21 protein-coding genes, 2 pseudogenes and 1 other annotated feature are annotated in these 26,923 nt (G+C 54.9%); of the genes and pseudogenes, 14 read left to right on the plus strand and 9 right to left on the minus strand.

What is annotated here, in order from left to right:
• The first annotated feature begins 387 nt into the window (after positions 1-387).
• The 5 genes from AFK62_RS03270 (at position 388) to thrC (ending at position 6,122) form a co-directional block, all read left to right on the plus strand.
• Positions 388-1,074 (plus strand): tRNA/rRNA methyltransferase, encoded by a 687-nt coding sequence (locus AFK62_RS03270; RefSeq protein WP_007675771.1) that lies wholly within the window; start codon positions 388-390, stop codon positions 1,072-1,074.
• A 211-nt stretch (positions 1,075-1,285) separates the two neighbouring features.
• On the plus strand, positions 1,286-1,354 hold the full coding sequence (gene thrL / locus AFK62_RS20800) for a thr operon leader peptide (protein WP_071601047.1): 69 nt from the start codon (positions 1,286-1,288) through the stop codon (positions 1,352-1,354).
• Positions 1,293-1,410: a sequence feature (Thr leader region), on the plus strand. Its footprint overlaps the gene before it by 62 nt.
• 25 nt (positions 1,411-1,435) lie before the next feature.
• Positions 1,436-3,898, plus strand: a complete 2,463-nt coding sequence (gene thrA, locus AFK62_RS03275) for a bifunctional aspartate kinase/homoserine dehydrogenase I (protein ID WP_032984563.1) — start codon at positions 1,436-1,438, stop codon at positions 3,896-3,898.
• 1 nt (position 3,899) lies between these two features.
• Positions 3,900-4,829 carry a homoserine kinase gene (gene thrB / locus AFK62_RS03280; protein WP_007675781.1) on the plus strand — a complete coding sequence of 310 codons (930 nt, stop codon included), beginning with the start codon at positions 3,900-3,902 and terminating at the stop codon, positions 4,827-4,829.
• A 3-nt stretch (positions 4,830-4,832) separates the two neighbouring features.
• Positions 4,833-6,122: a threonine synthase gene (thrC, locus tag AFK62_RS03285; protein ID WP_007675784.1), complete on the plus strand. Its 1,290-nt coding sequence runs from the start codon at positions 4,833-4,835 to the stop codon at positions 6,120-6,122.
• Between the two features lie 48 nt (positions 6,123-6,170).
• Here the strand turns inward: thrC and yaaA are convergent, their stop codons facing one another.
• A complete protein-coding gene (yaaA, locus tag AFK62_RS03290; protein ID WP_007675788.1) occupies positions 6,171-6,944 on the minus strand; it encodes a peroxide stress protein YaaA in 774 nt (257 codons plus the stop codon).
• Positions 6,945-7,022: 78 nt separating this feature from the next.
• Positions 7,023-8,456 carry an alanine/glycine:cation symporter family protein gene (locus tag AFK62_RS03295; protein WP_007675789.1) on the minus strand — a complete coding sequence of 478 codons (1,434 nt, stop codon included), beginning with the start codon at positions 8,454-8,456 and terminating at the stop codon, positions 7,023-7,025.
• Positions 8,457-8,663: 207 nt separating this feature from the next.
• Between AFK62_RS03295 and tal the strand changes: the two genes are divergently transcribed.
• From tal to AFK62_RS03310, 3 genes are all read left to right on the plus strand, one after another.
• Positions 8,664-9,617, plus strand: coding sequence for a transaldolase (gene tal / locus AFK62_RS03300; RefSeq protein ID WP_032984566.1), 954 nt, complete (start codon positions 8,664-8,666; stop codon positions 9,615-9,617).
• A 108-nt stretch (positions 9,618-9,725) separates the two neighbouring features.
• The gene (gene mog / locus AFK62_RS03305; RefSeq protein ID WP_032984573.1) at positions 9,726-10,313 is read left to right on the plus strand and encodes a molybdopterin adenylyltransferase; all 588 of its coding nucleotides are present in this window, start codon (positions 9,726-9,728) and stop codon (positions 10,311-10,313) included.
• Positions 10,314-10,440: 127 nt separating this feature from the next.
• A complete protein-coding gene (locus AFK62_RS03310) occupies positions 10,441-11,742 on the plus strand; it encodes an MFS transporter (protein ID WP_007675792.1) in 1,302 nt (433 codons plus the stop codon).
• Between the two features lie 40 nt (positions 11,743-11,782).
• Here AFK62_RS03310 and AFK62_RS03315 read toward each other — a convergent pair whose 3' ends face one another.
• The 5 genes from AFK62_RS03315 to satP form a co-directional block, all read right to left on the minus strand.
• Positions 11,783-12,919 (minus strand): ABC transporter substrate-binding protein, encoded by a 1,137-nt coding sequence (locus tag AFK62_RS03315; RefSeq protein WP_007675794.1) that lies wholly within the window; start codon positions 12,917-12,919, stop codon positions 11,783-11,785.
• 18 nt (positions 12,920-12,937) lie between these two features.
• Positions 12,938-13,714, minus strand: coding sequence for an ABC transporter ATP-binding protein (locus AFK62_RS03320; RefSeq protein WP_007675795.1), 777 nt, complete (start codon positions 13,712-13,714; stop codon positions 12,938-12,940).
• On the minus strand, positions 13,711-14,784 hold the full coding sequence (locus tag AFK62_RS03325; protein ID WP_007675797.1) for a FecCD family ABC transporter permease: 1,074 nt from the start codon (positions 14,782-14,784) through the stop codon (positions 13,711-13,713). The genes AFK62_RS03320 and AFK62_RS03325 overlap by 4 nt, the downstream gene beginning before the upstream one ends.
• A gap of 180 nt (positions 14,785-14,964) precedes the next feature.
• Complete coding sequence (locus AFK62_RS03330; protein WP_032984577.1) at positions 14,965-16,224, minus strand: chloride channel protein; 1,260 nt, start codon at positions 16,222-16,224, stop codon at positions 14,965-14,967.
• 117 nt (positions 16,225-16,341) lie between these two features.
• The gene (gene satP / locus AFK62_RS03335) at positions 16,342-16,908 is read right to left on the minus strand and encodes an acetate uptake transporter (RefSeq protein WP_053531713.1); all 567 of its coding nucleotides are present in this window, start codon (positions 16,906-16,908) and stop codon (positions 16,342-16,344) included.
• 293 nt (positions 16,909-17,201) lie between these two features.
• Here satP and dnaK point away from each other — a divergent pair, with 293 nt between their 5' ends.
• From dnaK to AFK62_RS03355, 4 genes are all read left to right on the plus strand, one after another.
• The gene (gene dnaK, locus AFK62_RS03340) at positions 17,202-19,118 is read left to right on the plus strand and encodes a molecular chaperone DnaK (protein ID WP_053531714.1); all 1,917 of its coding nucleotides are present in this window, start codon (positions 17,202-17,204) and stop codon (positions 19,116-19,118) included.
• A gap of 85 nt (positions 19,119-19,203) precedes the next feature.
• Positions 19,204-20,343 carry a molecular chaperone DnaJ gene (gene dnaJ / locus AFK62_RS03345; protein WP_007672527.1) on the plus strand — a complete coding sequence of 380 codons (1,140 nt, stop codon included), beginning with the start codon at positions 19,204-19,206 and terminating at the stop codon, positions 20,341-20,343.
• A 263-nt stretch (positions 20,344-20,606) separates the two neighbouring features.
• Positions 20,607-21,551, plus strand: a complete 945-nt coding sequence (locus tag AFK62_RS03350; RefSeq protein ID WP_007672526.1) for a LysR family transcriptional regulator — start codon at positions 20,607-20,609, stop codon at positions 21,549-21,551.
• A gap of 183 nt (positions 21,552-21,734) precedes the next feature.
• Positions 21,735-22,073 (plus strand): phage holin family protein, encoded by a 339-nt coding sequence (locus AFK62_RS03355; protein WP_007672516.1) that lies wholly within the window; start codon positions 21,735-21,737, stop codon positions 22,071-22,073.
• A 47-nt stretch (positions 22,074-22,120) separates the two neighbouring features.
• Here the strand turns inward: AFK62_RS03355 and AFK62_RS20805 are convergent.
• Both AFK62_RS20805 and AFK62_RS03365 read right to left on the minus strand, forming a co-directional pair.
• Positions 22,121-22,518 (minus strand): annotated as a pseudogene (locus tag AFK62_RS20805) (putative peptidoglycan-binding domain-containing protein).
• A 20-nt stretch (positions 22,519-22,538) separates the two neighbouring features.
• Positions 22,539-22,985 (minus strand): annotated as a pseudogene (locus AFK62_RS03365) (winged helix-turn-helix domain-containing protein).
• A gap of 402 nt (positions 22,986-23,387) precedes the next feature.
• Between AFK62_RS03365 and AFK62_RS03370 the strand changes: the two are divergent.
• Positions 23,388-25,469, plus strand: coding sequence for a glycosyl hydrolase family 18 protein (locus tag AFK62_RS03370; RefSeq protein ID WP_007672506.1), 2,082 nt, complete (start codon positions 23,388-23,390; stop codon positions 25,467-25,469).
• Positions 25,470-25,700: 231 nt separating this feature from the next.
• Positions 25,701-26,873, plus strand: a complete 1,173-nt coding sequence (gene nhaA, locus AFK62_RS03375; protein ID WP_007672490.1) for a Na+/H+ antiporter NhaA — start codon at positions 25,701-25,703, stop codon at positions 26,871-26,873.
• Positions 26,874-26,923: the final 50 nt, after the last annotated feature.

The raw sequence follows: 26,923 nt of genomic DNA on the forward strand, positions 1-26,923 counted from the left end.
ATACGATACCAACACCCAATAAAACTACGCTTCGTTGACATATATCAAGTTCAATTGTAGCACGTTAACAGTTTGATGAGATCATCGCAGCGAAGAACTAACTTTGTTTACATATGAGTAACATTGCGGATAATTTCGCCTATTAACTAATAAACAAAGTGAATCCGATAAGCAAGCGGAATTTATATTGTTTTTATTGATGATAAACAGCCGGATAAGCCCCATTTTAGCGCATTAAAAGTGAAGCTTTCTGCGTTGTTTTCATAACTATTATTTATCTATCTAACCTCTATGATCTGACCGTATTTGTATATTAAATGTAAATTCGCGACGCGTATTAACGTAGGCGTCGTTATTTTCTTTCACGAATGAATCACAGAGAGCCTTATGCGTTTGCCTATTATTCTGGTATCCCCTGCCAGACCAGAAAACGTCGGTGCCGCTGCACGCGCCATGAAAACGATGGGATTTACGGAACTGCGTATCGTCGACAGCACGGCGCATGACGATCCAGCGGCACGTCGTGTCGCACACGGTGCTGGCGATATTCTCGACAATACAAAGCATTACGACACTTTAGCTGCGGCGCTTGCCGATGTCGATTTCACGGTCGCTACCACGGCACGCAGCCGCGCGAAGTTCCACTACTACGCAACGCCGCAACAGCTATTACCCCTTCTTGAAGAAAAAGCGGCATGGCTGCCCGTCACAGCATTGGTGTTCGGACGTGAAGATTCGGGGCTGACCAATGACGAACTGGCACTGGCCGATGTGCTGACAGGGGTGCCAATGGTGGCGGATTACCCGTCGCTGAATCTTGGGCAGGCTGTCATGGTCTACTGCTATCAATTAACGGCGCTGATGCAAAATGCGCCCACCGCTGCACCCGAAGCCGATCGTCATCAGCTGAAAGCATTACGTCTGCGAATCGATACATTACTGACCACTCTCGGCGTTGAGGATGATCTCAAAATGGCCGACTGGCTGGAGCAACGTCTTGGGCTTCTGGAGCAGCGCGACACTGCCATGTTGCATCGTTTACTGCATGATATCGAAAAAAAACTGGCGGGCTGAAATCCTGACGAAATGCGGACACAGAGCATTTAATGCTAAAAATGCAGGGTGATTGCCAATTATTTGGACCGCGAAGGCGCATTTTCACGGTATCTGGCGGGAAAGTTTCAACCGGTGCGTAAATGAAATATTCGTTGACTTAACCTGACGATTACTTTAACCAATAGAGATACAGGACAGAAAACAGAAAAGTACAGAGCACACAACATCCATGATTCGCATCAGCCTGACTACCATTATTACTACCACCACCATTACCACAGGTAACGGGGCGGGCTGACGCGTACAGGAAAAACTGAAAAAAGCCCGCACCTGAACCGTGCGGGCTTTTTTTTCGGCAAAAAATCAAGGGGTAACAACCATGCGAGTGTTGAAATTCGGCGGTACATCGGTCGCGAACGCAGAGCGCTTTATGCGTGTCGCCGACATTCTGGAGAGCAATGCCAGGCAGGGGCAGGTAGCGACCGTTCTTTCTGCTCCCGCGAAAATCACCAACCATCTGGTGGCGATGATTGAGAAAACCATCAGTGGTCAGGATGCTCTGCCGAATATCAGCGATGCCGAACGTATTTTTGCCGAACTGCTGAAAGGCCTCAGCGACGCCCAGCCGGAATTCCCGTACGCGCAGATGAAAACCGTGGTCGATCAGGAGTTTGCGCAGATCAAACATGTACTGCACGGCATCAGTCTGCTCGGGCAGTGCCCGGACAGCATCAATGCCGCGCTCATTTGCCGTGGTGAAAAACTCTCTATCGCTATCATGTCGGCGCTTCTTGAAGCGCGTGGCCATAAAGTGACGGTGATCGATCCGGTGGAAAAACTGCTCGCAGTCGGTCATTACCTGGAGTCTACCGTCGATATCGCCGAATCCACTCGCCGCATCGCGGCCAGCAAAATTCCGGCGGATCACATGATCCTGATGGCGGGATTTACCGCAGGTAACGATAAAGGCGAGTTGGTCGTGCTTGGGCGCAACGGCTCCGATTACTCCGCTGCTGTGCTGGCCGCGTGTCTGCGCGCGGACTGTTGCGAGATCTGGACTGACGTTGATGGCGTCTATACCTGTGACCCGCGCCAGGTGCCAGACGCCAGGCTGCTGAAGTCGATGTCGTATCAGGAAGCCATGGAGCTTTCTTATTTCGGCGCCAAAGTTCTCCACCCCCGCACCATCACGCCTATCGCCCAGTTCCAGATCCCTTGCCTGATTAAAAACACCGGTAACCCGCAAGCGCCGGGCACGCTGATTGGCTCCAGCAGCGATGAAGACGGTCTGCCAGTGAAAGGCATCAGTAACCTCAATAACATGGCGATGTTCAACGTCTCCGGTCCTGGCATGAAAGGCATGGTGGGTATGGCGGCGCGGGTGTTCGCAACAATGTCCCGCGCCGGGATCTCAGTGGTGCTTATCACCCAATCCTCGTCGGAATACAGCATCAGTTTCTGCGTGCCGCAGAGCGACTGCGCCCGTGCTCAGCGTGCAATGGAAGATGAATTCTATCTGGAGTTAAAAGAAGGTCTGCTGGAACCGCTCGCCATTATGGAGCGCCTCGCGATTATCTCGGTCGTGGGCGACGGGATGCGCACGCTGCGCGGCATTTCAGCGAAATTCTTCGCTGCCCTCGCGCGCGCCAATATCAATATCGTGGCGATTGCCCAGGGCTCTTCCGAGCGTTCTATCTCGGTCGTCGTCAACAATGACGACGCTACCACTGGCGTGCGCGTGACGCACCAGATGCTCTTTAATACCGATCAGGTCATTGAAGTGTTTGTCATCGGCGTCGGCGGGGTCGGGGGCGCGTTGCTTGAGCAGGTTAAACGCCAGCAAACCTGGCTTAAGCAAAAGCATATCGATTTGCGCGTTTGCGGCGTAGCGAACTCACGCGCGTTGCTGACCAACGTGCATGGTCTTGATCTAGAAAACTGGCGCGATGCGCTGGCTGAGGCCAACGAGCCATTTAACCTTGGTCGTCTGATTCGTCTGGTGAAAGAATATCACCTGCTAAATCCGGTGATTGTCGATTGTACTTCCAATCAGGCGGTGGCGGATCAATACGCCGACTTCCTGCGCGAAGGCTTCCACGTGGTCACGCCGAACAAAAAAGCTAACACCTCGTCGATGGCGTACTACCACCAGTTGCGTCATGCGGCGGCTGCATCGCGCCGCAAATTCCTCTACGACACTAACGTTGGCGCGGGGCTGCCGGTTATCGAAAACCTGCAAAACCTGCTGAATGCCGGTGACGAGCTGCAACGCTTCGCGGGCATTCTTTCCGGCTCACTCTCTTTTATCTTTGGCAAACTGGACGAAGGGATGAGCCTGTCACAGGCGACCAGCATGGCGCGCGAACTGGGGTATACCGAACCCGATCCGCGCGACGATCTCTCTGGCATGGACGTAGCGCGTAAATTGTTGATTCTGGCGCGTGAAACGGGCCGCCATCTGGAGCTTAGCGATATCGTCATCGAGCCGGTGTTGCCGGAAAGCTTTGACGCCACCGGCGATGTTGAGAGCTTTATGGCCCGTCTGCCGCAGCTGGATGATGAGTTTGCCGCTCGCGTAGCGAAAGCGCGCGACGAAGGCAACGTGCTGCGCTATATCGGCACGATTGAAGACGACGGTGTGTGCCGCGTCAAAATCGCGGCGGTTGATGGCAACGATCCGCTCTATAAAGTGAAAAACGGCGAAAACGCGCTGGCGTTCTACAGCCATTACTATCAGCCGCTGCCGCTGGTGTTGCGCGGTTACGGCGCCGGGAACGATGTGACGGCGGCAGGCGTCTTTGCCGATCTGCTGCGCACCCTGTCATGGAAGTTAGGAGTTTAAGATGGTTAAAGTGTATGCCCCGGCCTCCATTGGCAACGTCAGCGTGGGGTTTGACGTATTAGGCGCCGCCGTGTCGCCCGTCAATGGCGAACTGCTGGGCGACTGTGTAACGGTGGAAGCGGCTGAAACCTTTTCGCTCACCAACACCGGGCGCTTTGTCAGCAAGCTGCCTGCCGAACCTCGCGAAAATATCGCCTGGCAATGCTGGGAGCGCTTTTGTCAGGAGATAGGCAAAACCGTGCCGGTTGCCATGACGCTTGAGAAGAATATGCCGATAGGATCCGGGCTTGGCTCCAGCGCCTGCTCCGTAGTGGCGGGCCTGATGGCGATGAACGAATTTTGCGGTAAGCCGCTCAGCGACGATCGCCTGCTGACACTGATGGGCGAGCTGGAAGGCCGCATCTCTGGCAGCATTCATTTCGATAACGTCGCGCCGTGTTTTCTCGGCGGGCTGCAACTGATGCTGGAAGAAAACCACATTATTAGCCAGCCGGTACCGAGCTTCGACGAATGGCTGTGGGTGATGGCGTATCCGGGGATCAAGGTCTCCACCGCCGAGGCGCGCGCTATTTTACCGGCGCAGTATCGCCGTCAGGATTGCATCAGTCACGGGCGTTATCTGGCAGGGTTTATTCACGCCTGCCATACGCGCCAGCCGCAGCTGGCGGCTAAACTGATGCGTGACGTCATCGCCGAGCCATACCGCACAAAACTGTTGCCGGGCTTTAGCGAGGCACGCCAGGCGGCGGCAGAGATGGGGGCCCTGGCCTGTGGTATCTCCGGCTCCGGTCCGACGCTGTTTGCCGTCTGCGATAAAACCGATACCGCACAGCGGGTGGCGGAGTGGCTGAAGCAACACTATCTGCAAAATCAGGAAGGCTTTGTACATATTTGCCGTCTCGACACGGCTGGCGCACGAGTACTGGGATAACGCATGAAACTCTACAATCTGAAAGACCATAACGAGCAGGTCAGCTTTGCGCAGGCCGTCACGCAGGGACTGGGTAAAAATCAGGGGCTGTTTTTCCCGCACGATTTGCCGGAATTCAGCCTGACCGAAATCGATGAAATGCTGGAGATGGATTTCGTCTCCCGCAGCACCAAAATCCTCTCGGCCTATATTGGTGATGAAATCCCGGCAGAGAGCCTGCGCCAGCGCGTGGAAAATGCCTTCACGTTCCCGGCACCCGTAAGCCATGTGTCGGATGACATCGGCTGTCTGGAGTTGTTCCACGGCCCGACGCTGGCGTTTAAAGATTTCGGTGGCCGCTTTATGGCGCAGATGCTGGCGCAGATCAGCGGCGATAAGCCGGTGACCATTCTGACGGCGACATCCGGCGATACCGGTGCTGCCGTGGCGCACGCCTTTTACGGCATGAAAAACGTGCAGGTGGTTATCCTCTATCCGCGCGGCAAAATCAGCCCATTGCAGGAAAAACTGTTCTGTACGCTTGGTGGCAACATTGAAACCGTTGCGATCGATGGCGATTTCGACGCCTGCCAGGCGCTGGTGAAACAGGCCTTTGACGACGAAGAACTGAAAGCGACGCTTGGCCTGAACTCGGCGAACTCCATTAACATCAGCCGCCTGCTGGCGCAGATCTGCTACTACTTCGAAGCAGCCGCGCAACTGCCACAGGAGGCGCGCAACCAGCTGGTGGTTTCGGTGCCGAGCGGTAACTTCGGCGATCTGACCGCAGGGCTGCTTGCTAAATCCATCGGGCTGCCGGTGAAGCGCTTTATTGCTGCCACCAATGCCAATGATACGGTGCCGCGTTTTCTGCAACACGGCGAATGGCTGCCGAACGCGACGGTGGCGACGCTCTCCAACGCGATGGATGTGTCACAGCCAAACAACTGGCCGCGCGTGGAAGAACTTTTCCGCCGTAAAATCTGGCGCCTGAATGAACTTGGCGTGGCGACCATCGATGATGAAACCACCAGAGCGACTATGCGCGAACTGCACGAGATAGGCTATTTGTCCGAGCCGCATGCGGCGGTGGCCTACCGCGCGCTGCGCGACCAGCTGCGCCCGGGCGAGTACGGGCTGTTCCTCGGTACTGCGCATCCGGCAAAATTCAAAGAGAGCGTGGAAGCGGTGCTCGGCGAAACCCTGGCGCTGCCGCCGGAACTTGCCGAACGTGTCGATCTGCCGCTGCTGTCGCATTCGCTGCCTGCGGATTTCGCCGCGCTGCGTGAGCTGATGATGAGTAAAGCACCGTAAGGCGCATGAAGGATAAAGACAAAAGCCGCCTGTTCGCAGGCGGCTTTTTTATTGCTCGTGACGTTTAAAGACCAGCTCATTGCCGCCTGAGGCGGTCTCATCGAAGAAATAGCCTTCGCTGTCGAAGGCCGTCAGCTGTTCGGGCGTCGTCAGACGGTTTTCAATAATGTAACGGGTCATTAGCCCGCGTGCTTTCTTGGCATAGAAACTGATGACTTTAAATTTGCCGTTTTTCTCATCAAGGAATACCGGCTTGATGATTTCCGCATTCAGCTTCGCCGGTTTGACAGCTTTAAAATATTCATCCGACGCCAGATTCACCACGATGTTATCGCCCTGAGCAGCAATTGCCTCGTTCAGCGTCTGGGTTATCGTCTCGCCCCAGAACGTGTAGAGATCTTTGCCTTTCGGGTTCGCAAGGCGCGTGCCCATTTCCAGGCGGTAAGGCTGCATCAGATCAAGCGGACGGAGCACGCCGTAAAGCCCGGAAAGCATGCGCAGATGCTGTTGGGCGAAATCAAAATCCGCCTCGCTGAACCTTTCTGCTTCAAGTCCGGTGTAGACATCCCCTTTGAATGCGAGGATAGCCTGACGGGCGTTTTCCGGCGTGAAATCGGGCTGCCAGTCGTTAAAGCGAGTGGCGTTAAGCGACGCCAGTTTGCTGCTGATGCTCATCAGGTCGGCGATTTCTTCGTCAGTTAAACGACGAGCGACCTCAATAAGCTGCTGCGCGTGGTCGAGCAGCGCAGGCTGGGTGTAGCGTGTCGTGGCAAGTGGACTCTGGTAATCCAGGGTCTTGGCAGGAGAAATAAGAATCAGCATGACATGTCCTTTCTTCGTTTTCCCGAAACTCTACCAAAGAACGCCGCAAAGTGAACCAATGGCTGCGATTGAACACACTTACTCCAGCGGTGCGCCGCGCCAGATTTCCGGCGCCACCTGGCGGGCGATATCCGGATAGCGGTCGGCGTTAAAGACCGGTTTTAACCCCAGCCTGCGCTGGCGCAGGTAGTCATCAGCAATGCATTTCACGACCGGCGAGAGCAGAAGGATTGCCGAGAGATTCATCACCGCCATTAATGCCATCGCCACTTCAGCAACCTGGCGCAGCAGCGGCAGATTGAGAAACGGCCCGGTGAGCACCATGATTATCACCGCGACGCGCAGCAGCCAGCGGTAGGCGGGCGTATAGCGGCGCAGAAACACCAGATTGTTTTCGGCATAGGCGTAGTTAGCGACAATAGAAATAAAGGCGAAGAGCACAATCACGCCCGCCACCAGCTCTTTCGCCCACGGGCCGATAAGCACACCCAGTGATTCGCGCGCGAGCGCTAATCCGTCCGTCGCGAGGGAGCCTGGAGACGTAGCGCCTGCGAGCAATACGATAAATGCCGTGGAGGAACAGATAACCAGCGTGTCGATAAAAACGCCAATCATCTGCACGATACCCTGCGCGGCGGGGTGGGGCGGCCAGGAAGTCGCGGCGGCGGCGGCATTAGGCGAGGCGCCCATGCCCGCTTCGTTCGAGAACATGCCGCGCTGAAAACCGCTGGTGAGCGCCTGGCTTATCGTCCAGCCAACCGCGCCGGCGGCGGCTTCATGCCAGCCGAAGGCGCTGCGCGCAATCAGTTGCAGGATGCCGGGCAGCGCGGAGAGATGCAGGAGCATGACGATAAGCGCGGTCACAATCCAGATACCGGCAATCGGCGGCACCACACGGCACATCAGGCGGGCCACGCGGTTAAAGCCGAGCAGCAGCATAGGCAGCAGGCACAGCGCCAGCAGTCCGCTACTGAGAAGCGGCGGGATCGCCAGCGTTTTACTGAGCGCTTGCGAAAGCGCGCCTGCCTGCGCGGCGTTAAAGAGAAGTCCGAAAGTGAAGATTAAAAACAGAGAAAACAGGACGCCCAGCCAGCGCATGCCGAGCCCGCGTTCCATATACCAGGCGGGGCCGCCGCGAAAATAGCCTTCTCTGTCGCGCCCTTTATAGAGCTGGCCCAGCGCGTTTTCAGCAAACGACGTCGCCATGCCGATAAGCCCGGCGACCCACATCCAGAACACCGCGCCGGGACCGCCGCTAATGATTGCGAACGCCACGCCTGCGATATTGCCGCTGCCGACGCGCGCCGCAATGCTGGTACAGAGTGCTTCAAATGCCGTCAGCCCATTACCGGACGGACGCAGGCTGCGGCTCAGCGCGCGTGGGAAATAGCGCAGATAGCGGAACTGGATAAAGCCCGTGCGCCAGGAAAACCAGAAACCAGCGCCTGCGAGCAGGTACAGCATGGCCGATTCCCATAATATTTCGCTGATAAATAAAAGAAAATCTGACATGCCTGTTCCCCGTGGCGTTGCGCTGCGTTATCGCCTGCGGCGAGGGTCGCCAACAGACCTTCCCTGAAATAGCAGCGCCTGAAATAAAAGGAGTTTATCACACCGCGGCGACGCGATTGCCTCGGTTGCGCTCGAAAAGTCTCGTGTTATCATCAACGCAGACCGGTTACCTTTCCCTGACACGAAGTTCTAAAGAGAAACACTATCATGACGGATAAATTGACCTCCCTTCGTCAGTTCACAACCGTGGTTGCTGACACTGGAGACATCGCGGCAATGAAGCTGTACCAGCCGCAAGATGCCACAACTAACCCTTCTCTGATCCTTAACGCCGCGCAAATCCCGGAATACCGCAAGCTGATTGACGATGCTGTGACCTGGGCGAAAAGCCAGAGCAGCGATCGCGCACAGCAGGTGGTAGACGCGACCGATAAGCTGGCGGTGAATATCGGTCTGGAGATCCTGAAACTTATCCCTGGCCGTATCTCGACCGAAGTGGATGCACGTCTCTCCTATGACACTGAAGGCAGCATCACTAAAGCCAAGCGCCTCATCAAACTCTATAACGACGCTGGCATTAGTAACGATCGCATTCTTATCAAGCTGGCTTCCACCTGGCAGGGCATTCGCGCGGCTGAGCAACTGGAAAAAGAAGGCATCAACTGTAACCTGACGCTGCTGTTCTCCTTCGCGCAGGCGCGTGCATGCGCCGAAGCGGGTGTTTACCTGATCTCTCCGTTCGTGGGCCGTATCCTCGACTGGTACAAAGCCAACACTGACAAGAAAGAGTACGCGCCGCAGGAAGATCCGGGCGTGGTGTCCGTGACGGAAATCTACGAGTACTACAAACAGCACGGCTATGAAACGGTAGTGATGGGCGCAAGCTTCCGTAACGTCGGCGAAATCCTTGAGCTGGCCGGTTGTGACCGTCTGACTATCGCGCCTGCGCTGCTCAAAGAGCTGGCAGAAAGCGAAGGCGCGGTTGAGCGCAAACTCGCTTTCAATGGCGAAGTGAAGGCACGCCCGGCGCGCCTGACTGAATCCCAGTTCTTCTGGGAGCACAACCAGGATCCGATGGCCGTAGACAAACTGGCGGATGGTATCCGCAAGTTCGCCATTGACCAGGAAAAACTGGAAAAAATGGTCGAAGACCTGCTGTAATCCCTCCGTGGCCGGCCCTGCCGGCCACGTTTCTTGCATTCTCTCCCTGTCTGCAAACCGCGCTGGCGTGTATCATTTCGCAAAACCGCACTGATTTTCGGAAATGATATGGATACGTTACGCATAGGCTTAGTTTCAATTTCTGACCGCGCTTCCAGCGGTGTTTATCAGGATAAAGGCATCCCCGCCCTTGAAGAGTGGCTGGCGCAGGCGCTTGCGACGCCCTTCGAACTGGAGACGCGTCTGGTGCCTGATGAGCAACCGCTTATTGAACAGACACTCTGCGAGCTGGTTGATGAAATGGGCTGTCACCTTGTACTTACGACTGGCGGCACGGGGCCTGCGCGTCGCGACGTCACGCCGGACGCCACGCTTGCCATCGCCGATCGCGAAATGCCGGGCTTTGGCGAACAGATGCGCCAGATAAGCCTGAACTTTGTCCCGACCGCGATCCTCTCGCGTCAGGTGGGCGTTATCCGCAAACAGGCGCTCATTCTCAACCTGCCGGGCCAGCCGAAATCGATTAAAGAGACGCTTGAAGGGCTGAAAGAAGAGAACGGGCAGGTGAGAGTGTCAGGAATATTTGCCAGTGTTCCGTATTGTATCCAGTTGCTGGATGGCCCTTATGTGGAGACTAACCCCGAAGTTGTAGTGGCATTTCGCCCCAAAACTGCAATTCGCGAAGTAAAAGGCTGATTATTTGCTGTTCCTGGCATAATCGTGGTTTAGCGGTGGCGTGGTAGTGATTTAACGATATAGTCACTTTTAGTTTACGCTTTTGAGGTAAACTTATTTTCGCCCACCTCTTTACAAACGGTTCGTTATGGAACAGCAAACACGCCCACTTAATCGTCAGGACTACAAAACGCTGACGCTGGCGGCCCTCGGCGGCGCGCTGGAATTTTACGATTTCATCATCTTCGTCTTTTTCGCCGCAGTTGTTGGCCAACTCTTTTTCCCACCGGATATCCCTGAATGGCTGCGCCAGGTGCAAACGTTCGGGATCTTTGCGGCCGGTTATCTGGCGCGTCCGCTGGGCGGCATTATCATGGCGCATTTTGGCGATCTGGTGGGGCGTAAGAAAATGTTTACCCTCAGCATCCTGTTGATGGCAGTGCCGACACTGCTGATAGGCCTGCTACCGGATTATGCCGCAATGGGGATTGCCGCACCTGTGTTACTGCTCCTGATGCGTATTTTGCAGGGCGCGGCCATCGGGGGCGAGGTGCCAGGCGCGTGGGTATTTGTTGCCGAACATGTGCCGGAAAAACGCATCGGCATTGCCTGCGGTACGCTGACCGCGGGCCTGACGGTAGGTATTTTGCTGGGCTCGGTGGTGGCGACCATTATTAACACCAGCATGACGCAGCAGGCTATCCATAATGGCGGCTGGCGAATTCCCTTCTTGCTTGGCGGCGCGTTCGGGCTGGTGGCGATGTATCTGCGACGCTGGCTACAGGAGACGCCTGTTTTCCTTGAGATGCAGCAGCGTAAAGCGCTGGCACAGGAACTGCCGGTGAAAGCCGTAGTGGTGAAGCATCGTCAGGGCGTCGTGATCTCGATGTTGCTGACATGGCTGTTATCAGCGGGCATTGTCGTCGTTATCCTGATGTCGCCGGTGTGGCTGCAAAAGCAATACGGCTTTGCGCCCGCGGTGACGTTACAGGCCAACAGTATCGCCACGATCATGCTCTGCTTCGGCTGTCTTATCGCGGGGCTTGCCGCCGATCGCTTCGGCGCCAGCCGGACCTTTATCGTCGGCAGCGTACTGCTGGCGGCATCCAGTTGGGCGTTTTACCACCTCTCTGGCACGCACCCTGAACAGCTCTTTTTACTCTACGGACTGGTGGGACTGTGTGTCGGCGTGGTGGGCGCAGTGCCGTACGTGATGGTGCGCGCGTTCCCGGCTGAGGTGCGTTTTACCGGCATCTCGTTCTCATACAACGTGGCGTACGCCATTTTCGGCGGACTGACGCCGGTTGCGGTTACGATGCTGATGGGCGTTTCGCCGATGGCACCGGCATGGTACGTGCTGGCGCTTTCTGTGATGGGATTAGGGCTGGGTATCTGGCTGTATCGTCCGGCGGTCTCGCGCGTGTGCGGGGCGGCGCCCTCACAGCTGTAAACGGTCAGGCCGGGCGCCATTGCGCGCCCGGCCTGCGGCATTACTGCGCCGGTGAGTAATTCAGGATGATGTTGTCATCCGGGATATGGGTAAAGGTTGTGACGATCGCATGGTAATCCTTCAGCGGATCGACATCCTTAAACTGCGTCGGGTAGAACGTTTTGCTCAGCGCTTCAATCGCGACGATGTTGTACGGATTGTTATAAAAATGGTGATAAAACGCCCCCGTATGGCCTTGCGCTACCGCCGGAATACTGGCGACACCCTGACGCGCCACTAAAGCATCAAAGGCGCTCTTCACCTCGGCTGCCGGAACGTTATAGCCAAACGGGATAACCGCTGTGCCTTTGCCCGGACGTTTTGAGCCCGTCATCAGGTAGTAATCGGGGTTCATGGCGATAATCTTCTCTACCGACACGTTGCCGGACGCGCCCGGCAACAGTTGCGAACCGATATTCGTGCCGCCCGCCGCTTCAACCAGCCCGCCCCAGCCGTTATGCGCGTGTGTAAAGCAGCAGCCGTTATCCAGCCCGCCGACACCGGCAATCGGTTCGATAAAGACCAGCGGCTTTTTCGTCACATCTGCCAGACGCTGATGAATCGTGTCCAGTCGTTGTTGATAGAAATCGATATACGCCTGCGCGCGGTCGGTTTGCCCGAGAACCTTGCCCAACAGCGCAATGCTCGGCAGCGTGTTTTCTACCGGATGCAGTTCATAATCGACGAACACGACCGGAATATGCAGCGCTTCGAGTCTCGCCAGCACGCCGGTTTGCACCAGTGAGGGTTTAGCGCGCAGCTGGGCTATCATCAGATCCGGCTGACGAGAGATGACGGTTTCCAGATCGACATTTCCCTGATCAGAAAACTTCATATCGAGAATGGCTTCCGCCTCTGGCCATTTGCGCTTCAGCACATTCCAGGTTTCGGAATCCTGTTTTTTCGGCAGGTTGTTCCAGGCGACGACTTTGGCGAAAGGATTGTCACGCTCAAGCAGCGCCAGCGCGAAAATATCACGTCCGTCCTGAAGGATAATGCGTTGCGGTTCGTGCGCTATCGTGACCGTGCGGTTATCCAGATCCTTTATCGTAACAGGCCAGTGCTGCGCTTCGGCGATAACCGGCACGAGCAGCAGGAGCAAGCCGCCTGCGGCGGCAATAAGTTTTTTCAGCGTCATGTTTTCCCCGTCTTTTTCTTATGAAGTTAATCCGTCGACCACCACGTGCGGCAGTCCACGAGAGCAATATTCCACTCGCCCCTGAACGCCATACACTGCCGCCAGATTTTCAGGCGTCACGACATCGTCCGGCAGGCCACTGGCGATAAGCTCGCCACCTTTTAGCATCAGGGCATAATTTGCGTGGCGTAACGCAATATTGATGTCGTGGATAACCACCATCGTGACGATATTGCGCTGGCGCGTTTCGCGAGCCACCAGATCCATGACGTGAAACTGATAGTTGAGATCGAGGGCGCTTAGCGGTTCGTCGAGCAGCAGCAGATCCGGTTCGCGGATAAGCGACTGCGCCAGACCAATCAGCTGCTTTTGCCCGCCGGAAAGCTGGTCAAGGAAGCGCATCGCGAGATGCGCGACGCCGAGTTTATCGAGCATCTCCAGGGCCTCCTGCTCAACGTGCTTGCCGGAAGCCTGGCTGCTCGCGCGCCGCGCGACAATCACGGATTCAAGCGCATGCAGATGAACGCCCTGGGGAAGCGACTGCGGCAGATACACCACCTTTTGCGCCCGCTTCGCCGCAGGAAGCGTCATTAAATCGCAGCCGTTTAGCAACAACGCGCCGTCGGCGGGATTGAGATCGGCTATCGCGCGTAAGAAGGTCGATTTCCCGGAGCCGTTCGGGCCGAGCAAAGCCGTGATTTCGCCACGGGGGAGTCGCGGGGTCGTCAGCCCGGAAATGATCTTTTTCTTGCGATAACCGGTGTGCAAATTTTGCACCAGCAGGCCGTCGGTCATACGTTCCCCCGATTGCGGATAATGATGCTCAGGAAGAACGGCACGCCCACAAGCGACGTCACGATGCCAACGGGAATGATGACGCCCGGCACGATATTTTTAGCGCAGACCGATGCCAGTGAGAGCACCAGCGCGCCAATGAGCATGCTACCCGGCAGGTAAAAGCGGTGATCTTCGCCAAAAAGCATGCGTGCGATATGAGGCGCGACGAGGCCAATAAAACCAACCGGCCCGACAAACGCGACCGTCAGCGCGGAGATAATACTGATGCGTAATAGTGTGGCGAGGCGCAGTTTTTTTACGTCGATGCCAAAGCTCACCGCACGATCTTCGCCAAGGCGCAACGCCGTAAGTTTCCAGGCATTTTTGAGCGACAGCGGCACGATAATCACCAGCGCCAGGACCAGAATGGCAAGTTTATCCCAGGAGGCTCGCGCAAGGCTGCCCATCGTCCAGAAGACCAGACCCTGAAGGGTATCTTCGCTTGCGACAAATTGCAGAATGGAAATCAGCGCGTTAAAGGTGAAAACCAGTGCGATACCGAACAGCACCACGCCGGAGGTGGCGACTCGTGTCCATCGGCTGATGCCGTCCAGAATAAAACAGGCGAGGAGGGCGAAAACAAAGGCGTTCGCGGGGATAAACCATTTATCGGCGATGCCTGGTATCCCTAAGCCCAGCACAATCGCCAGCGCTGCGCCGAAGGAGGCGGCAGATGACACGCCGAGCGTAAACGGGCTGGCGAGCGGGTTATTCAGGATGGTTTGCATTTCGGCGCCAGCCAGGCCCAGGGCCATGCCGACCGCAATGGCCATCAGTGCGAAGGGCAGGCGTAAATCCCAGACAATCACGCGTGTGCCGGCGTCAGCGGTGCTGGCGTGAATCAATGTCTGCCAGAGCGTGGAGACAGAGAGGCCGGATGGGCCAAGCGTGAAATCAAGGATAAGCGAGCACACAATAAAAAAGAGAAGGACACCTGCCAGGAGAAAGCGTCTGACGATGATCTTGCGGTAATGCGACACAACGGTGGATTCGCCAGTTTGTTCAGTGGCGGTAAGGCTGGAGTTCATCGGATAACCTTATGCAGCACAACAGAATCGTTGTCTTTCTTTAACGTTCCATTTCAGGCGCGCCGGATACGGGATATCCGGCATACGCCCGGCCACACTATTATTGAATGATAATTCTTATCAATTAAAAAAAGGGATTACTGTGCTTTTGTTTACTCGCCGTTTCCCTTTGGTGAAAAATTAGCCTTTTGAGGCTCCCTCAAGCAGGCGACAGGTGGTAAACGCCCCTGCCACGCACAGCGCGACCGGCACGATAAAACTGTGATCCATGCGCGTGAACTCAAGCATCAGCATCGCCGCGGTGATGGGCATCATCATTGAGGCTGATAAAAATCCGGCGGCACCAGTCAGCGCAAACCCTGCCATATCGCTGCCGGGGAAATAGCGGCCAAGCAGCAGGAAAATGAGCGAGCCCAGCAGCGCGCCGACGGTCAGCCCCGGCGTCAGCAGACCGCCTTCCGCCCCACCACGCAGCACCGCCCAGATGACCAGCACTTTCAGGCACAACAGCGCAACGGCGAGCGGTAGCGTCACGTCGCCGCTGAGCGTCAGCTGCGTCGGGCCTTTACCGTTGCCTGGTAACTGTGGGAACCAGACGGCCAGTGCAGCGAGAAGCAGAAAAGCAACCAGACTGAACACCGGCATCTGCCAGTTGGCGCGAACTTTAGCGCGGGCACGCTGCGTCAGGCGACGGAACAGAAACGCAGCTGCGCCGAACAGCGGGCCGGAAAGCATTCCCCAGAAGACCAGCGACAGGCCAGCGGCTTCGGCGGTGAAGCGGTACTGGTGCTCATCGCCAAGCCCCAGTGAGGCAATCCATGCCGCGAGCGCGGAGGTGGTTAGCGCCGCCAGCGCCGCCTCGCGGTTAAAACTGACCAGCAACACTTCAAGCGTGAAGATGGCACCCGCGAGCGGCACGTTATATACCGCCGCCAGGCCCGCGCCGGAGCCGCAGGCGATCATCAGGCGAATCTCTTCGCGGCTTAAATGCAAACGGCGAGCGATGCCGCCCGCAAAGAGCGCGCCCGCTTCGCGTGGTGCCACTTCGCGCCCGAGCGGCGAGCCCATCGCAACCGTCACGATTTGCAGCAGAATGTGGACCAGCGTGGTTTTAGGCGGCATCGGTATATCGGGACTGGCGACCGCCGCGCTGATACTGACGCGTTTTTTACCGTAGCGGCCAAGTAGCCACCAGCCGCCGCCTGCCACGATGCCTGCCGCTGCCAGCACGAGGAAGCGGCGCGGCGTGGCCGCATCGCTCACGCCTTGTAAAAAAGAGCGCGGGCCGAGCAGCGTGTGCTGGCTGTAGCCATACGCGAGATGTTGAATTTCATGCAATAACAGGGCGAGCAACATGCCGCCAAGGCCCGCGAGCACGCCAGTCAACAACAGCGCGACCCAGCGGCGTAACAGAGAAGAGGAAGAAGAAGCGGTGAACATAGACAACGTGCCGGATAAAAAGAGATAGCCTAAGCGTGGCACAGAGAGGATGAACGGCGCGTCAATCAGCGCATCGGGAGAAGGCGTCGTGCCCGCAGGCACGACGTAAAACATAAATCAGTGTTTCTCGCCAATCGGCAGGACGGTGCGGCCATACTGCTCATTCAGCACTTCGCCCATGGCGAGGTAGATAGCGCTGGCACCGCACACAAGGCCAATCCAGCCTGCGATGTGTACGATGTTTTCGTTATCGACCAGATGGCCGATGGAGAGCAGGGCGAACAGCACGGTCAGGCTCAGGAACACAAACTGCAGCATGCGCGCGGCACCCAGCGTTCCAAAGAACATGAACAGCGTAAACACGCCCCAGATGCCTAAATAAACGCCGAGGAAGTGGCCGTTAGCGGCGTCAGCCAGCCCCATTTTCGGCAGCAGCAGAATCGCCACCAGGGTCAGCCAGAACGAACCGTAAGACGTGAAGGCGGTTAAGCCGAAGGTATTGCCTTTTTTATATTCCAGCAGACCGGCAAAAATTTGCGCGATACCGCCGTAGAAAATTCCCATCGCCAGAATAATGCCGTCCAGCGGGAACATCCCGATGTTGTGCAGATTGAGCAGAATGGTAGTCATACCAAAGCCCATTAACCCCAGGGGGGCCGGATTAGCCAACTTAATGTTGCCCATAAACCCTCAAAATAATAAGAAAAATTTGCAAAAAGTAACGCCCCGGCCGTTATCTCTCGTGACAGGGCGCGGCATCATAATCAGGCCCTTTCGCGCCGTCTATGATCTGAGAAGGGAGAAAATAAAAAAATTTTGTGCTTTGCCCCTTGATGGCGGGCTGAGCGACCCCATCTTGTAGTCAACCGCAATGGATGAGCCTGAAAAAAAAGGGCGGTGGACGGTTGAATCCCCACCGTTAGCCCGCATAACAGGTTCATACCACATGATGACGATTTTTTAGTGGAGACGTTTAGATGGGTAAAATTATTGGTATTGACCTGGGTACAACCAACTCTTGTGTAGCGATTATGGATGGCACTCAGGCTCGCGTGCTGGAAAATGCGGAAGGCGATCGCACCACGCCTTCTATCATTGCGTACACTCAGGATGGTGAAACTCTGGTAGGTCAGCCGGCTAAACGTCAGGCAGTGACTAACCCGCAGAACACGCTGTTCGCTATCAAACGCCTGATTGGCCGCCGCTTCCAGGACGAAGAAGTTCAGCGCGACGTGTCTATCATGCCGTACAAAATCATCGGCGCTGACAACGGCGACGCATGGCTTGACGTGAAAGGCCAGAAAATGGCACCGCCGCAGATTTCCGCGGAAGTGCTGAAAAAAATGAAGAAAACTGCCGAGGATTACCTGGGCGAGCCGGTGACTGAAGCCGTCATTACCGTTCCGGCTTACTTCAACGACGCGCAGCGTCAGGCTACCAAAGACGCCGGCCGCATCGCGGGTCTGGAAGTCAAACGTATTATTAACGAACCGACCGCCGCAGCGCTGGCCTACGGCCTGGATAAAGAAACCGGCAACCGCACCATCGCGGTATACGACCTGGGCGGTGGTACGTTCGATATCTCTATCATCGAAATCGATGAAGTCGACGGCGAAAAAACCTTCGAAGTACTGGCAACCAACGGTGATACGCACCTGGGTGGTGAGGACTTCGACAGCCGTCTGATTAACTATCTGGTAGAAGAATTCAAGAAAGATCAGGGCATTGACCTGCGTAATGATCCGCTGGCCATGCAGCGCCTGAAAGAAGCTGCAGAAAAAGCGAAAATCGAGCTTTCTTCTGCGCAGCAGACCGACGTGAACCTGCCGTACATCACCGCAGACGCGACCGGTCCGAAACACATGAACATCAAAGTGACTCGCGCGAAACTGGAAAGCCTGGTCGAAGACCTGGTGAACCGTTCTATCGAGCCGCTGAAAGTGGCGCTGCAGGACGCAGGTCTGTCTGTTTCTGACATCAACGACGTTATCCTGGTCGGCGGTCAGACGCGTATGCCGATGGTTCAGAAGAAAGTGGCTGAGTTCTTCGGTAAAGAGCCGCGTAAAGATGTTAACCCGGATGAAGCAGTGGCAATCGGTGCTGCCGTTCAGGGCGGCGTTCTGACCGGTGACGTGAAAGACGTTCTGCTGCTGGACGTGACCCCGCTGTCTCTTGGTATCGAAACCATGGGTGGCGTGATGACCCCGCTCATCACCAAAAACACCACCATCCCGACCAAGCACAGCCAGGTGTTCTCGACGGCTGAAGACAACCAGTCCGCCGTGACCATTCACGTGCTGCAGGGTGAGCGTAAACGCGCTGCCGATAACAAATCTCTGGGTCAGTTCAACCTGGATGGTATCAACCCGGCGCCGCGCGGCATGCCGCAGATCGAAGTCACTTTCGATATCGACGCCGACGGTATTCTGCATGTGTCCGCGAAAGACAAAAACAGCGGCAAAGAGCAGAAAATCACCATCAAGGCTTCTTCTGGTCTGAATGAAGACGAAATCCAGAAAATGGTCCGCGAAGCAGAAGCGAATGCGGAATCTGACCGTAAGTTCGAAGAACTGGTACAGACCCGCAACCAGGCGGATCACCTGGTGCACAGCACGCGCAAACAGGTTGAAGAAGCAGGTGACAAACTGCCGGCTGATGACAAAACCGCTATCGAATCCGCGCTGAGCGCGCTGGAAACGTCCCTGAAAGGCGAAGACAAAGCGGATATCGACGCGAAAATGCAGGCGCTGGCGCAGGTTTCCCAGAAACTGATGGAAATCGCTCAGCAGCAGCATGCTCAGCAGCAGGCGGGCTCCGCTGACGCTTCTGCGAACAATGCGAAAGATGACGACGTCGTTGACGCTGAGTTCGAAGAAGTTAAAGACAAAAAATAATCGCCCTGATGCAGGGTAGATAACACTGGCACGGGCGTAGGAGTTTTCTCCACGCCCGTGCACGCATGTCAGGGGCAGATAAAAAATGGCGAAGAAAGACTATTACGAAGTTTTAGGCGTCCCCAAAACGGCGGACGAGCGTGAAATAAAAAAGGCGTATAAACGCCTGGCCATGAAATATCACCCGGACCGTAACCAGGGTGATAAAGAGGCCGAAGGGAAATTCAAAGAGATTAAAGAAGCGTACGAAATCCTCACCGACGCGCAAAAACGCGCGGCCTACGATCAGTATGGCCATGCGGCCTTTGAACAGGGCGGCATGGGCGGCGGTGGTTTCGGCGGCGGCTTTGGTAACAACGCGGACTTCAGCGATATCTTCGGTGACGTCTTTGGCGATATCTTTGGTGGTGGCCGCGGTCGTCGCGCCTCACGCGGCGCGGATTTACGCTACAACATGGAGCTGACGCTCGAAGAAGCGGTACGCGGCGTTACGAAAGAGATCCGCATCCCGACGCTTGAAGAGTGTGAAGTTTGCCACGGCAACGGCGCTAAACCCGGCACCCAACCGCAGACCTGCCCGACCTGTCATGGCGCGGGTCAGGTGCAGATGCGTCAGGGCTTTTTCGCCGTACAGCAGACCTGTCCGCACTGTCAGGGCCGCGGTACGCTGATTAAAGATCCGTGCAACAACTGCCACGGGCATGGCCGCATCGAGAAAACCAAAACGCTGTCGGTGAAAATCCCGGCGGGTGTCGATACGGGTGACCGTATTCGTCTGGCAGGAGAAGGCGAAGCGGGTGAGCACGGCGCGCCGGCAGGCGATCTGTACGTTCAGGTGCAGGTCAAACAGCACCCGATCTTCGAGCGCGAAGGCAATAATCTCTACTGCGAAGTGCCGATCAACTTCGCAATGGCGGCGCTGGGCGGTGAGATTGAAGTCCCGACGCTGGATGGCCGCGTAATGCTGAAAGTGCCGAACGAAACCCAGACCGGCAAGCTGTTCCGCATGCGGGGCAAAGGGGTGAAATCGGTACGCGGCGGTGCGCAGGGCGATCTCCTGTGTCGTGTCGTGGTCGAAACGCCGGTGGGTCTGAACGATCGCCAGAAAGCATTGCTCCAGGAGCTGCAGGAAAGTTTTGGCGGCCCGACTGGCGAAAAGAATAGCCCGCGTTCTAAAAGCTTCTTCGATGGCGTGAAAAAGTTCTTTGACGATCTGACCCGCTAACCGTCTGGCTTTAATGCGCAATAACAGGCCTGAAAGGAGATCCCTTTCAGGCTTTTTTGTGTCCGCCATTAGCCAGGTGCAGGATAAATCGTGCAAACGCGACTATCCTCGCCGGCATTTCTCACTTACGCCACACTTAGCCATAAAAAGACGAGATAAGAGGTTATTTGAGCGAGCGTGATTTATCCGCGAGATAAATTGATTTTGTCAGAAGGCTGAGGGGCAGATATGTTGTTACCTTTCCTGCCAGGACACTCCGCGACATGAAGAAAAAGGATGCCAGGGAGTTCGATTATAATCTGATCAAAGTACTTGATGCGGTGATCATTGCGGGCAATGCCACCCGGGCCTCTCAACGACTTCAGGTAACCCCTGCAGCCATTACGCTTGCCATTCAGCGTCTGCAACAAACTTATAATGAAGAACTTTTTATTCGGACCCGTGAAGGGCTGACGCCGACACCACGAGCGCATGAAATTCATCGCGCTTATAGCCAGGTAATGAATATGATAAACGCGACGTTTGAACCTGACGTCGCGTCAAATACCCGACGCGAGCTGAAAATAACCGGGGACGACATCAGTGAACAGTTCTATTTTTCCCAACTGTTTGATATGGAAATGTTTGAACGTTATCGGCTGCATTACCTCTCCTCCGTGGGCAAAGGCGTTGCGCGCCATACCAGTGAGCTCCAGACGGGCAAAAGCGACCTGCTCATTTCCACCCACTATTTCAGCGAACCGGATATCGAACAGCTTATTATCGATCAGTATCGTCACTACACCGTTATCTGTAATACTCAACATCCGCTTTGCGCACTGCCGCAATTGTCGCTCGCGCATCTTTTTGGCGCCCGGCATGCGGTCTATCAGCCTTGTTCAATAAAACCCTTAATAAAGAAAGATATCACCAGTCATGATTCGTCATCATTATTTAACAGGCAGTTTTCCATCGGCTATTATACAGATTCAATAAATGGTTTATTGAGTATTATTGAAAGTACATCGATGATAGCAATATTGCCTTTAAAGGTGGCGCGCTTTTTCCAGACACGCGGGAAATACCGTATCGCGCTAATTGGGCTGCCCGAAGCTATAGACCTTGAAATAATTAAAGTTTATGCCGCCTGGTATCGGGGGAATCCTCAGCGTGAGCAGATTAAAGATGTTATCGCGATGCTACAAACACTTATCAATTACCGTAAATAATCTTTCAAACGCCTGTGAATCATTCGCAAACATTTTTTATTAAACAAGCGCAGTCGGAAAGGGAAGCGTTATCGGCAAAAAGAATGAGATTAAATGATTAGCATGCTACTGATTGCGGGGCTAACGTAATCGCATCGCCAGACGGCGTATTCTTTCACCGTTTAATTTCTTACGAGGTTTATTATGTCTATTGCAGCGCACATCGGGGCACCCAAACTGGTTCTGGTCGAACTGGAGATTTTATTAACGATTATCGCCATCGGCGGGTGGGGCGGCTTTGTCAGTTATTTAATGAAGCGCGAGAAAAGCGACACCCATAAAGACATCATGGATTGTCTGGCCCAGATAGCGATTTCCTGCTTTACCGCATTCCTGCTAAGCGTTGCCGCGATTGACCGTAACATGAGCTTTAATATGGTGCTGATGGTGGCAGGGCTAGGCGGAGTATTTGCTACGCCTATCCTGCGAGTATTAAGCGAGAAAGTGAAAAACTTTTTGAGCGGTGCTTCACTGTTAAAATAAGTCAGGAAAAAGCCCGCGATCGTAGCGGGCTTTTTTACGCCTTCTTCTCAGGACATCGTTACCCTCTCGCGCAACCAGCCGTAGATAAACGCTTCGTTAGCCTCCCGCTTTTCCGTTATCTCCAGATAGTAATCGCCTTGCGTACAGTTCAGCGCCCGCACAAGCACGCCTTCGCCTTCTTTGCCGCGTGTATCAAGATAACGTTTCAACGCGTTCAGCGTCTGGTTACCGATATGGCCATCTACAACGAGATCGTCGTAAAGCTTCTGCTCACGGTTAAACACATTTAACCAGCGTCGCGACTCAGGTCACGCATATCGCCTGTGTAACCATGTGCCCGGGCGGTCTTCTCGGTGATGCCCCATTTAGTGGGGCCGCCACGATCGGCCGGGTGCTCCACATAATTGCCCTCAATGTTTAAAATGCCATCAATAACAGGATTCATAGTGATTCCTCACAGAGAGATTAGGGATTGCTCACATCCGCTAGCGTTAAAAGCGCGAGGACACAGACGACAAAGACGGCGAAAGCCGCTACCGTCCAGAAGGCGCGTTTGGGTTTCTTCTTGTTTTCTTCGGTCAGGAGATCGACCGGGACATCGTCATTTACCTTGATGCCAAGCTTAGGAATAGTGACAAACAGCTCGTTGATGCCGAGGCTACGCAGGTCCCGGCGCAACAGGTAAAGCACCTGTGTCAGGTTCGCGTCGCTAACATACTGCCCCCGGTTGCCCCATAAAACGGCAGCAATTTGCTGTTTTTCAATAACGCCGTTTCCGGCGTTTTCGATAATAAAACTCAAACACCGAGCCCGCATCGTTGTCATTTTTATGACACATGCATTATCGGTATTTTTTAATTAGTTTTTTGCCTCTGAAAAAATACAGTTACGGTTGATGAGATAGCTTTTCATATATCACCTGTGGACAACTATAAATATAGGGCGGGAAGTTCTCTGGCGACATTCAGATTAGGGATATGCTTAATCCTTTTCCATCGCCGGTAAACAAAAAGACGTTTTTATTTAGCGAAACGGCAGTCCAGATCACGATTTGCCAGGCATTTTAAATCTCGTTTAATTTGCAATTAACAGGCGGTTAATTTTTGTTGTATGATATATTTTGTTTCATTTTGTTGAATACTAATGTAAAAGACGTAAAAAATACCTTTTGTTCTCGATTTTGTAATCGTTATTTAAGTCACATTTATTTTTTAATCTCTTTTTATAAGTTGTGACTGGAGCGGGGGCCGTGTAGCCGGACATGATAGTCAGCGCAGAAAGTACTGCACTCACTTTTCACGAAGGAAAATAAACATGACTACCAGTAAATTAATTCAGGGCGACAGCCTGACTGAAACCAGTAATGCGGCCGATGGTTTTAAAGCGGCCAGCGAAGTTGAGAAATACAGTTATACTTCCGCTCGTGTAGCAAAGCCGGTATACAATAAATATAAGCCTGCTAATAAACCAAAAGTGTTTGGTTATTATACCGACTGGTCACAATATGATGGCCGCCTGCAGGGTGACGATACGCCTGCTAACCGCGGCCGCGGTTATGACCTGGCAAAAGTTTCGCCTACTGCGTATGACAAAATCATTTTTGGTTTCCTCGGCATCGTCGGCGACAAAGGCGAAAAGCAGTACACCATTGAAAACGCCGCGCGCCAGACGAATAAAAACACCAACGAACCGACGTTTCTCGATCCCTGGGGCGATTTTCAGTCCTATGAAAACTGCGGCCACACCACCAGCGGCTGGGATATCGATCCGGCCACGGTGACCCAGGCGACCACCAAAGGTCTGCTTGGCGGGCTGCGCGATCTCCAGCAAAAAGCGAAGCAGCAGGGGCATACCCTGGCGCTGTCGATGAGTATCGGCGGCTGGACCATGAGCAATGGTTTCCATGAGATGTCAAAAACCGACTCCTCCCGGAAAACTTTTGCCGCCGGTGTCGTGAAACTGTTTAAACAGTTCCCGATGTTCAGCGAAGTGGATATCGACTGGGAGTACCCGAACGCGGAAGGCAACGGCAACCCGCACGGCCCGGAAGATGGCACTAACTACGCGCTGCTTATCGCCGAGATGAAAAAACAGCTCAGCGCGGCAGGGCGCAGCGACGTGAAAATCTCTATCGCCAGCTCGGCGGTAGTTTCTACGCTTGAGTATTCCAACGTGAAAGCGCTGCTGGACGCCGGGCTTTATGCCATCAACGTGATGACATATGACTTCTTCGGCACCCCCTGGGCTGACACCCTCACGCATCACACCAACCTGACGCCGCTCACCGCTGGCGGCTGGAGCATTGAGGCCGTGGTGGATTATTTGATTGCCGAAGGTTTCCCGTCCGATCGCATTAACATCGGTTATGCCGGTTACTCCCGCAATGCCCGTAACGCCGTGATTGAGAGTTTCTCTCCGCTGAAAGGCGCTTACTCGCCGGGTAATGGCACCACTACCGGGACGTTCGAATCAGGCAGCACCGAATGGTATGACACCCTTTATAACTACCTGGATCTGGAAAACCAACAAGGGCGCAACGGCTTTAACGTCTATACCGATAAAATCGCCAATGCCGATTACCTCTACAATCCGCAAAGCAAACTGTTTATGTCGCTTGATACGCCGCGCTCGGTGAAGGCGAAAGGTCAGTATGCCGCGTCGCGCAATCTTGGCGGACTGTTTACCTGGACTATCGATCAGGACAACGGCGTGCTGGTTAATGCCGCTCGTGAAGGGCTTGGTTATGAAATAGAAACCCAGACGGTGGACATGAAGCCGTTCTATTTCGACGGGATTAACGTTGCCGTACCGGACAACGGTGGCAGCGACAGCGTGCCGCAACCAACGGTAAACCATGCGCCGGTGGCGGCTATCCAGCTGCGTGTCGTTGGCGGCTCGCGCATTCAGCTTTCTGGCGAGGCGTCGCACGATGAGGATAACGACGCGCTGAGTTTCAGCTGGGGCGTGCCGTCCAGCATCACCGTGGCGGATAAGAGCGCAATTGTCATTGAGTTTGAGGTGCCAGTGGTGACGCAGAGTACTGACTACCAGTTCACCCTTTTCGTTCGCGACAGTAAAAACGAGCCTTCGTCTCAGCAGCGGTTTGTTGTCACCGCTGTACCGGCAAATGCTGCGCCGTCTGGCGAAGATACCCCCGCACCGACTCCAACACCGGACCCGGAACCCACACCAACGCCCGTGCCTGACGATAACAGCGCCGGTAACGCGCCTTATCCGCTCTGGAGCGCGAGCGCCATTTACGGCGCAAAATGGGGCACTTTCGAGAAGGTAAGCTGGAAAGGCCGTAACTATCAGGTCAACTGGTACTCGCAGGGCGAGCAGCCTGACCTGAACAGCGGACCTTATCAGGTCTGGACCGATTTAGGCGCTTATTAAGCGTATTCCCTTTTCTGCTCAGCCTGTCTTTGAGCGGACCTTTGGCCCCGGGTAAGGATTACCGGGGCTTTTTTTATGCTTTTTCATGCGGCCCTCTTTTCCACTAGCCCCATAACTCGGTTTTAACGAGTCTTGTGTGCACAATAAACTGCTTTTCCGATGAATAAAGAACGCTATCCTTATAGTTACCGATATTTAGTTAATAAATGGATCCATGGTTCTGGATAAACAATGATGATAAACACCGTACAACGTTTTTTTAAAAGTGAAGCTGCAGGCGGCATCGTCCTGATTGTGGCCGCCGCTCTGGCCATGCTGCTGGCGAACCTGAACGTCACGCACGATCTCTACGAAGGTTTTCTCAGCACGCCGGTGGAGTTACAGGTCGGCGCGCTGGAGATTAAAAAAAATATGCTGCTGTGGGTGAATGACGCCCTGATGGCGGTCTTCTTCCTGCTGGTGGGCCTGGAGGTCAAACGTGAGATGGTGCAGGGCTCGCTCGCCAGCCGTCGGCAGGCTTCGCTGCCGGTGATTGCTGCGCTGGGCGGCATGGTCGTTCCTGCGATGCTTTACCTGGCGTTTAATTTTCAGGACCCGGTGACGCGTGGGGGATGGGCTATCCCGGCCGCGACCGATATCGCGTTCGCGCTGGGTATTCTCGCGCTACTTGGCAGCCGTGTGCCGCCCGCGCTGAAAATTTTCCTGATGGCGCTGGCTATCATCGATGACCTGGGCGCGATTGTGATTATTGCGCTGTTCTATACCAACTCGCTGTCAATGATGTCATTACTGGTGGCTGCGGGGGCCATCGCTGTGCTGGCGGTACTGAATATCTGCAACGTACGCCGCGTGGGCGTCTATATTCTGGTAGGTGTAGTGCTCTGGACAGCGGTGCTGAAATCGGGCGTACACGCCACGCTCGCAGGCGTAATCATTGGCTTTTTCGTGCCGCTGAAAGCGGAAAAAGGGCGTTCGCCTGCCGGGACGCTTGAACATGCGTTGCATCCGTGGGTGGGCTTTATGATCCTGCCGCTGTTCGCCTTCGCCAATGCGGGCGTTTCACTGGCAGGCGTGACGCTTGCGGGGCTGACTTCGCTATTGCCGCTGGGTATTATTGCTGGCCTGTTTATTGGCAAGCCGCTGGGCATCAGTCTCTTCTGTGCGCTGGCGATAAAGTTTAAGTGGGCCACGCTGCCGCCGGGCGTCAGCCAGAAAACCATTCTGGCGGTCGGCGTACTGTGCGGCATCGGTTTTACCATGTCGATTTTTATCGCTTCGCTGGCGTTTGGCGACGTCGAAGCCTCTCTGGTGACCTGGGCGAAGCTTGGCATTCTGGTTGGTTCATTACTGGCTGCGGTAACAGGGTATCTTCTGCTGCGAAGCCATTTGTCGGGAACGCGCTAGCGCCCGCCTTATCACGCGGCCTTTCGGAGTGAAGGCCGCTCCGCCCTCAC

Source organism: Cronobacter condimenti 1330, assembly GCF_001277255.1.
Lineage (GTDB): Bacteria > Pseudomonadota > Gammaproteobacteria > Enterobacterales > Enterobacteriaceae > Cronobacter > Cronobacter condimenti.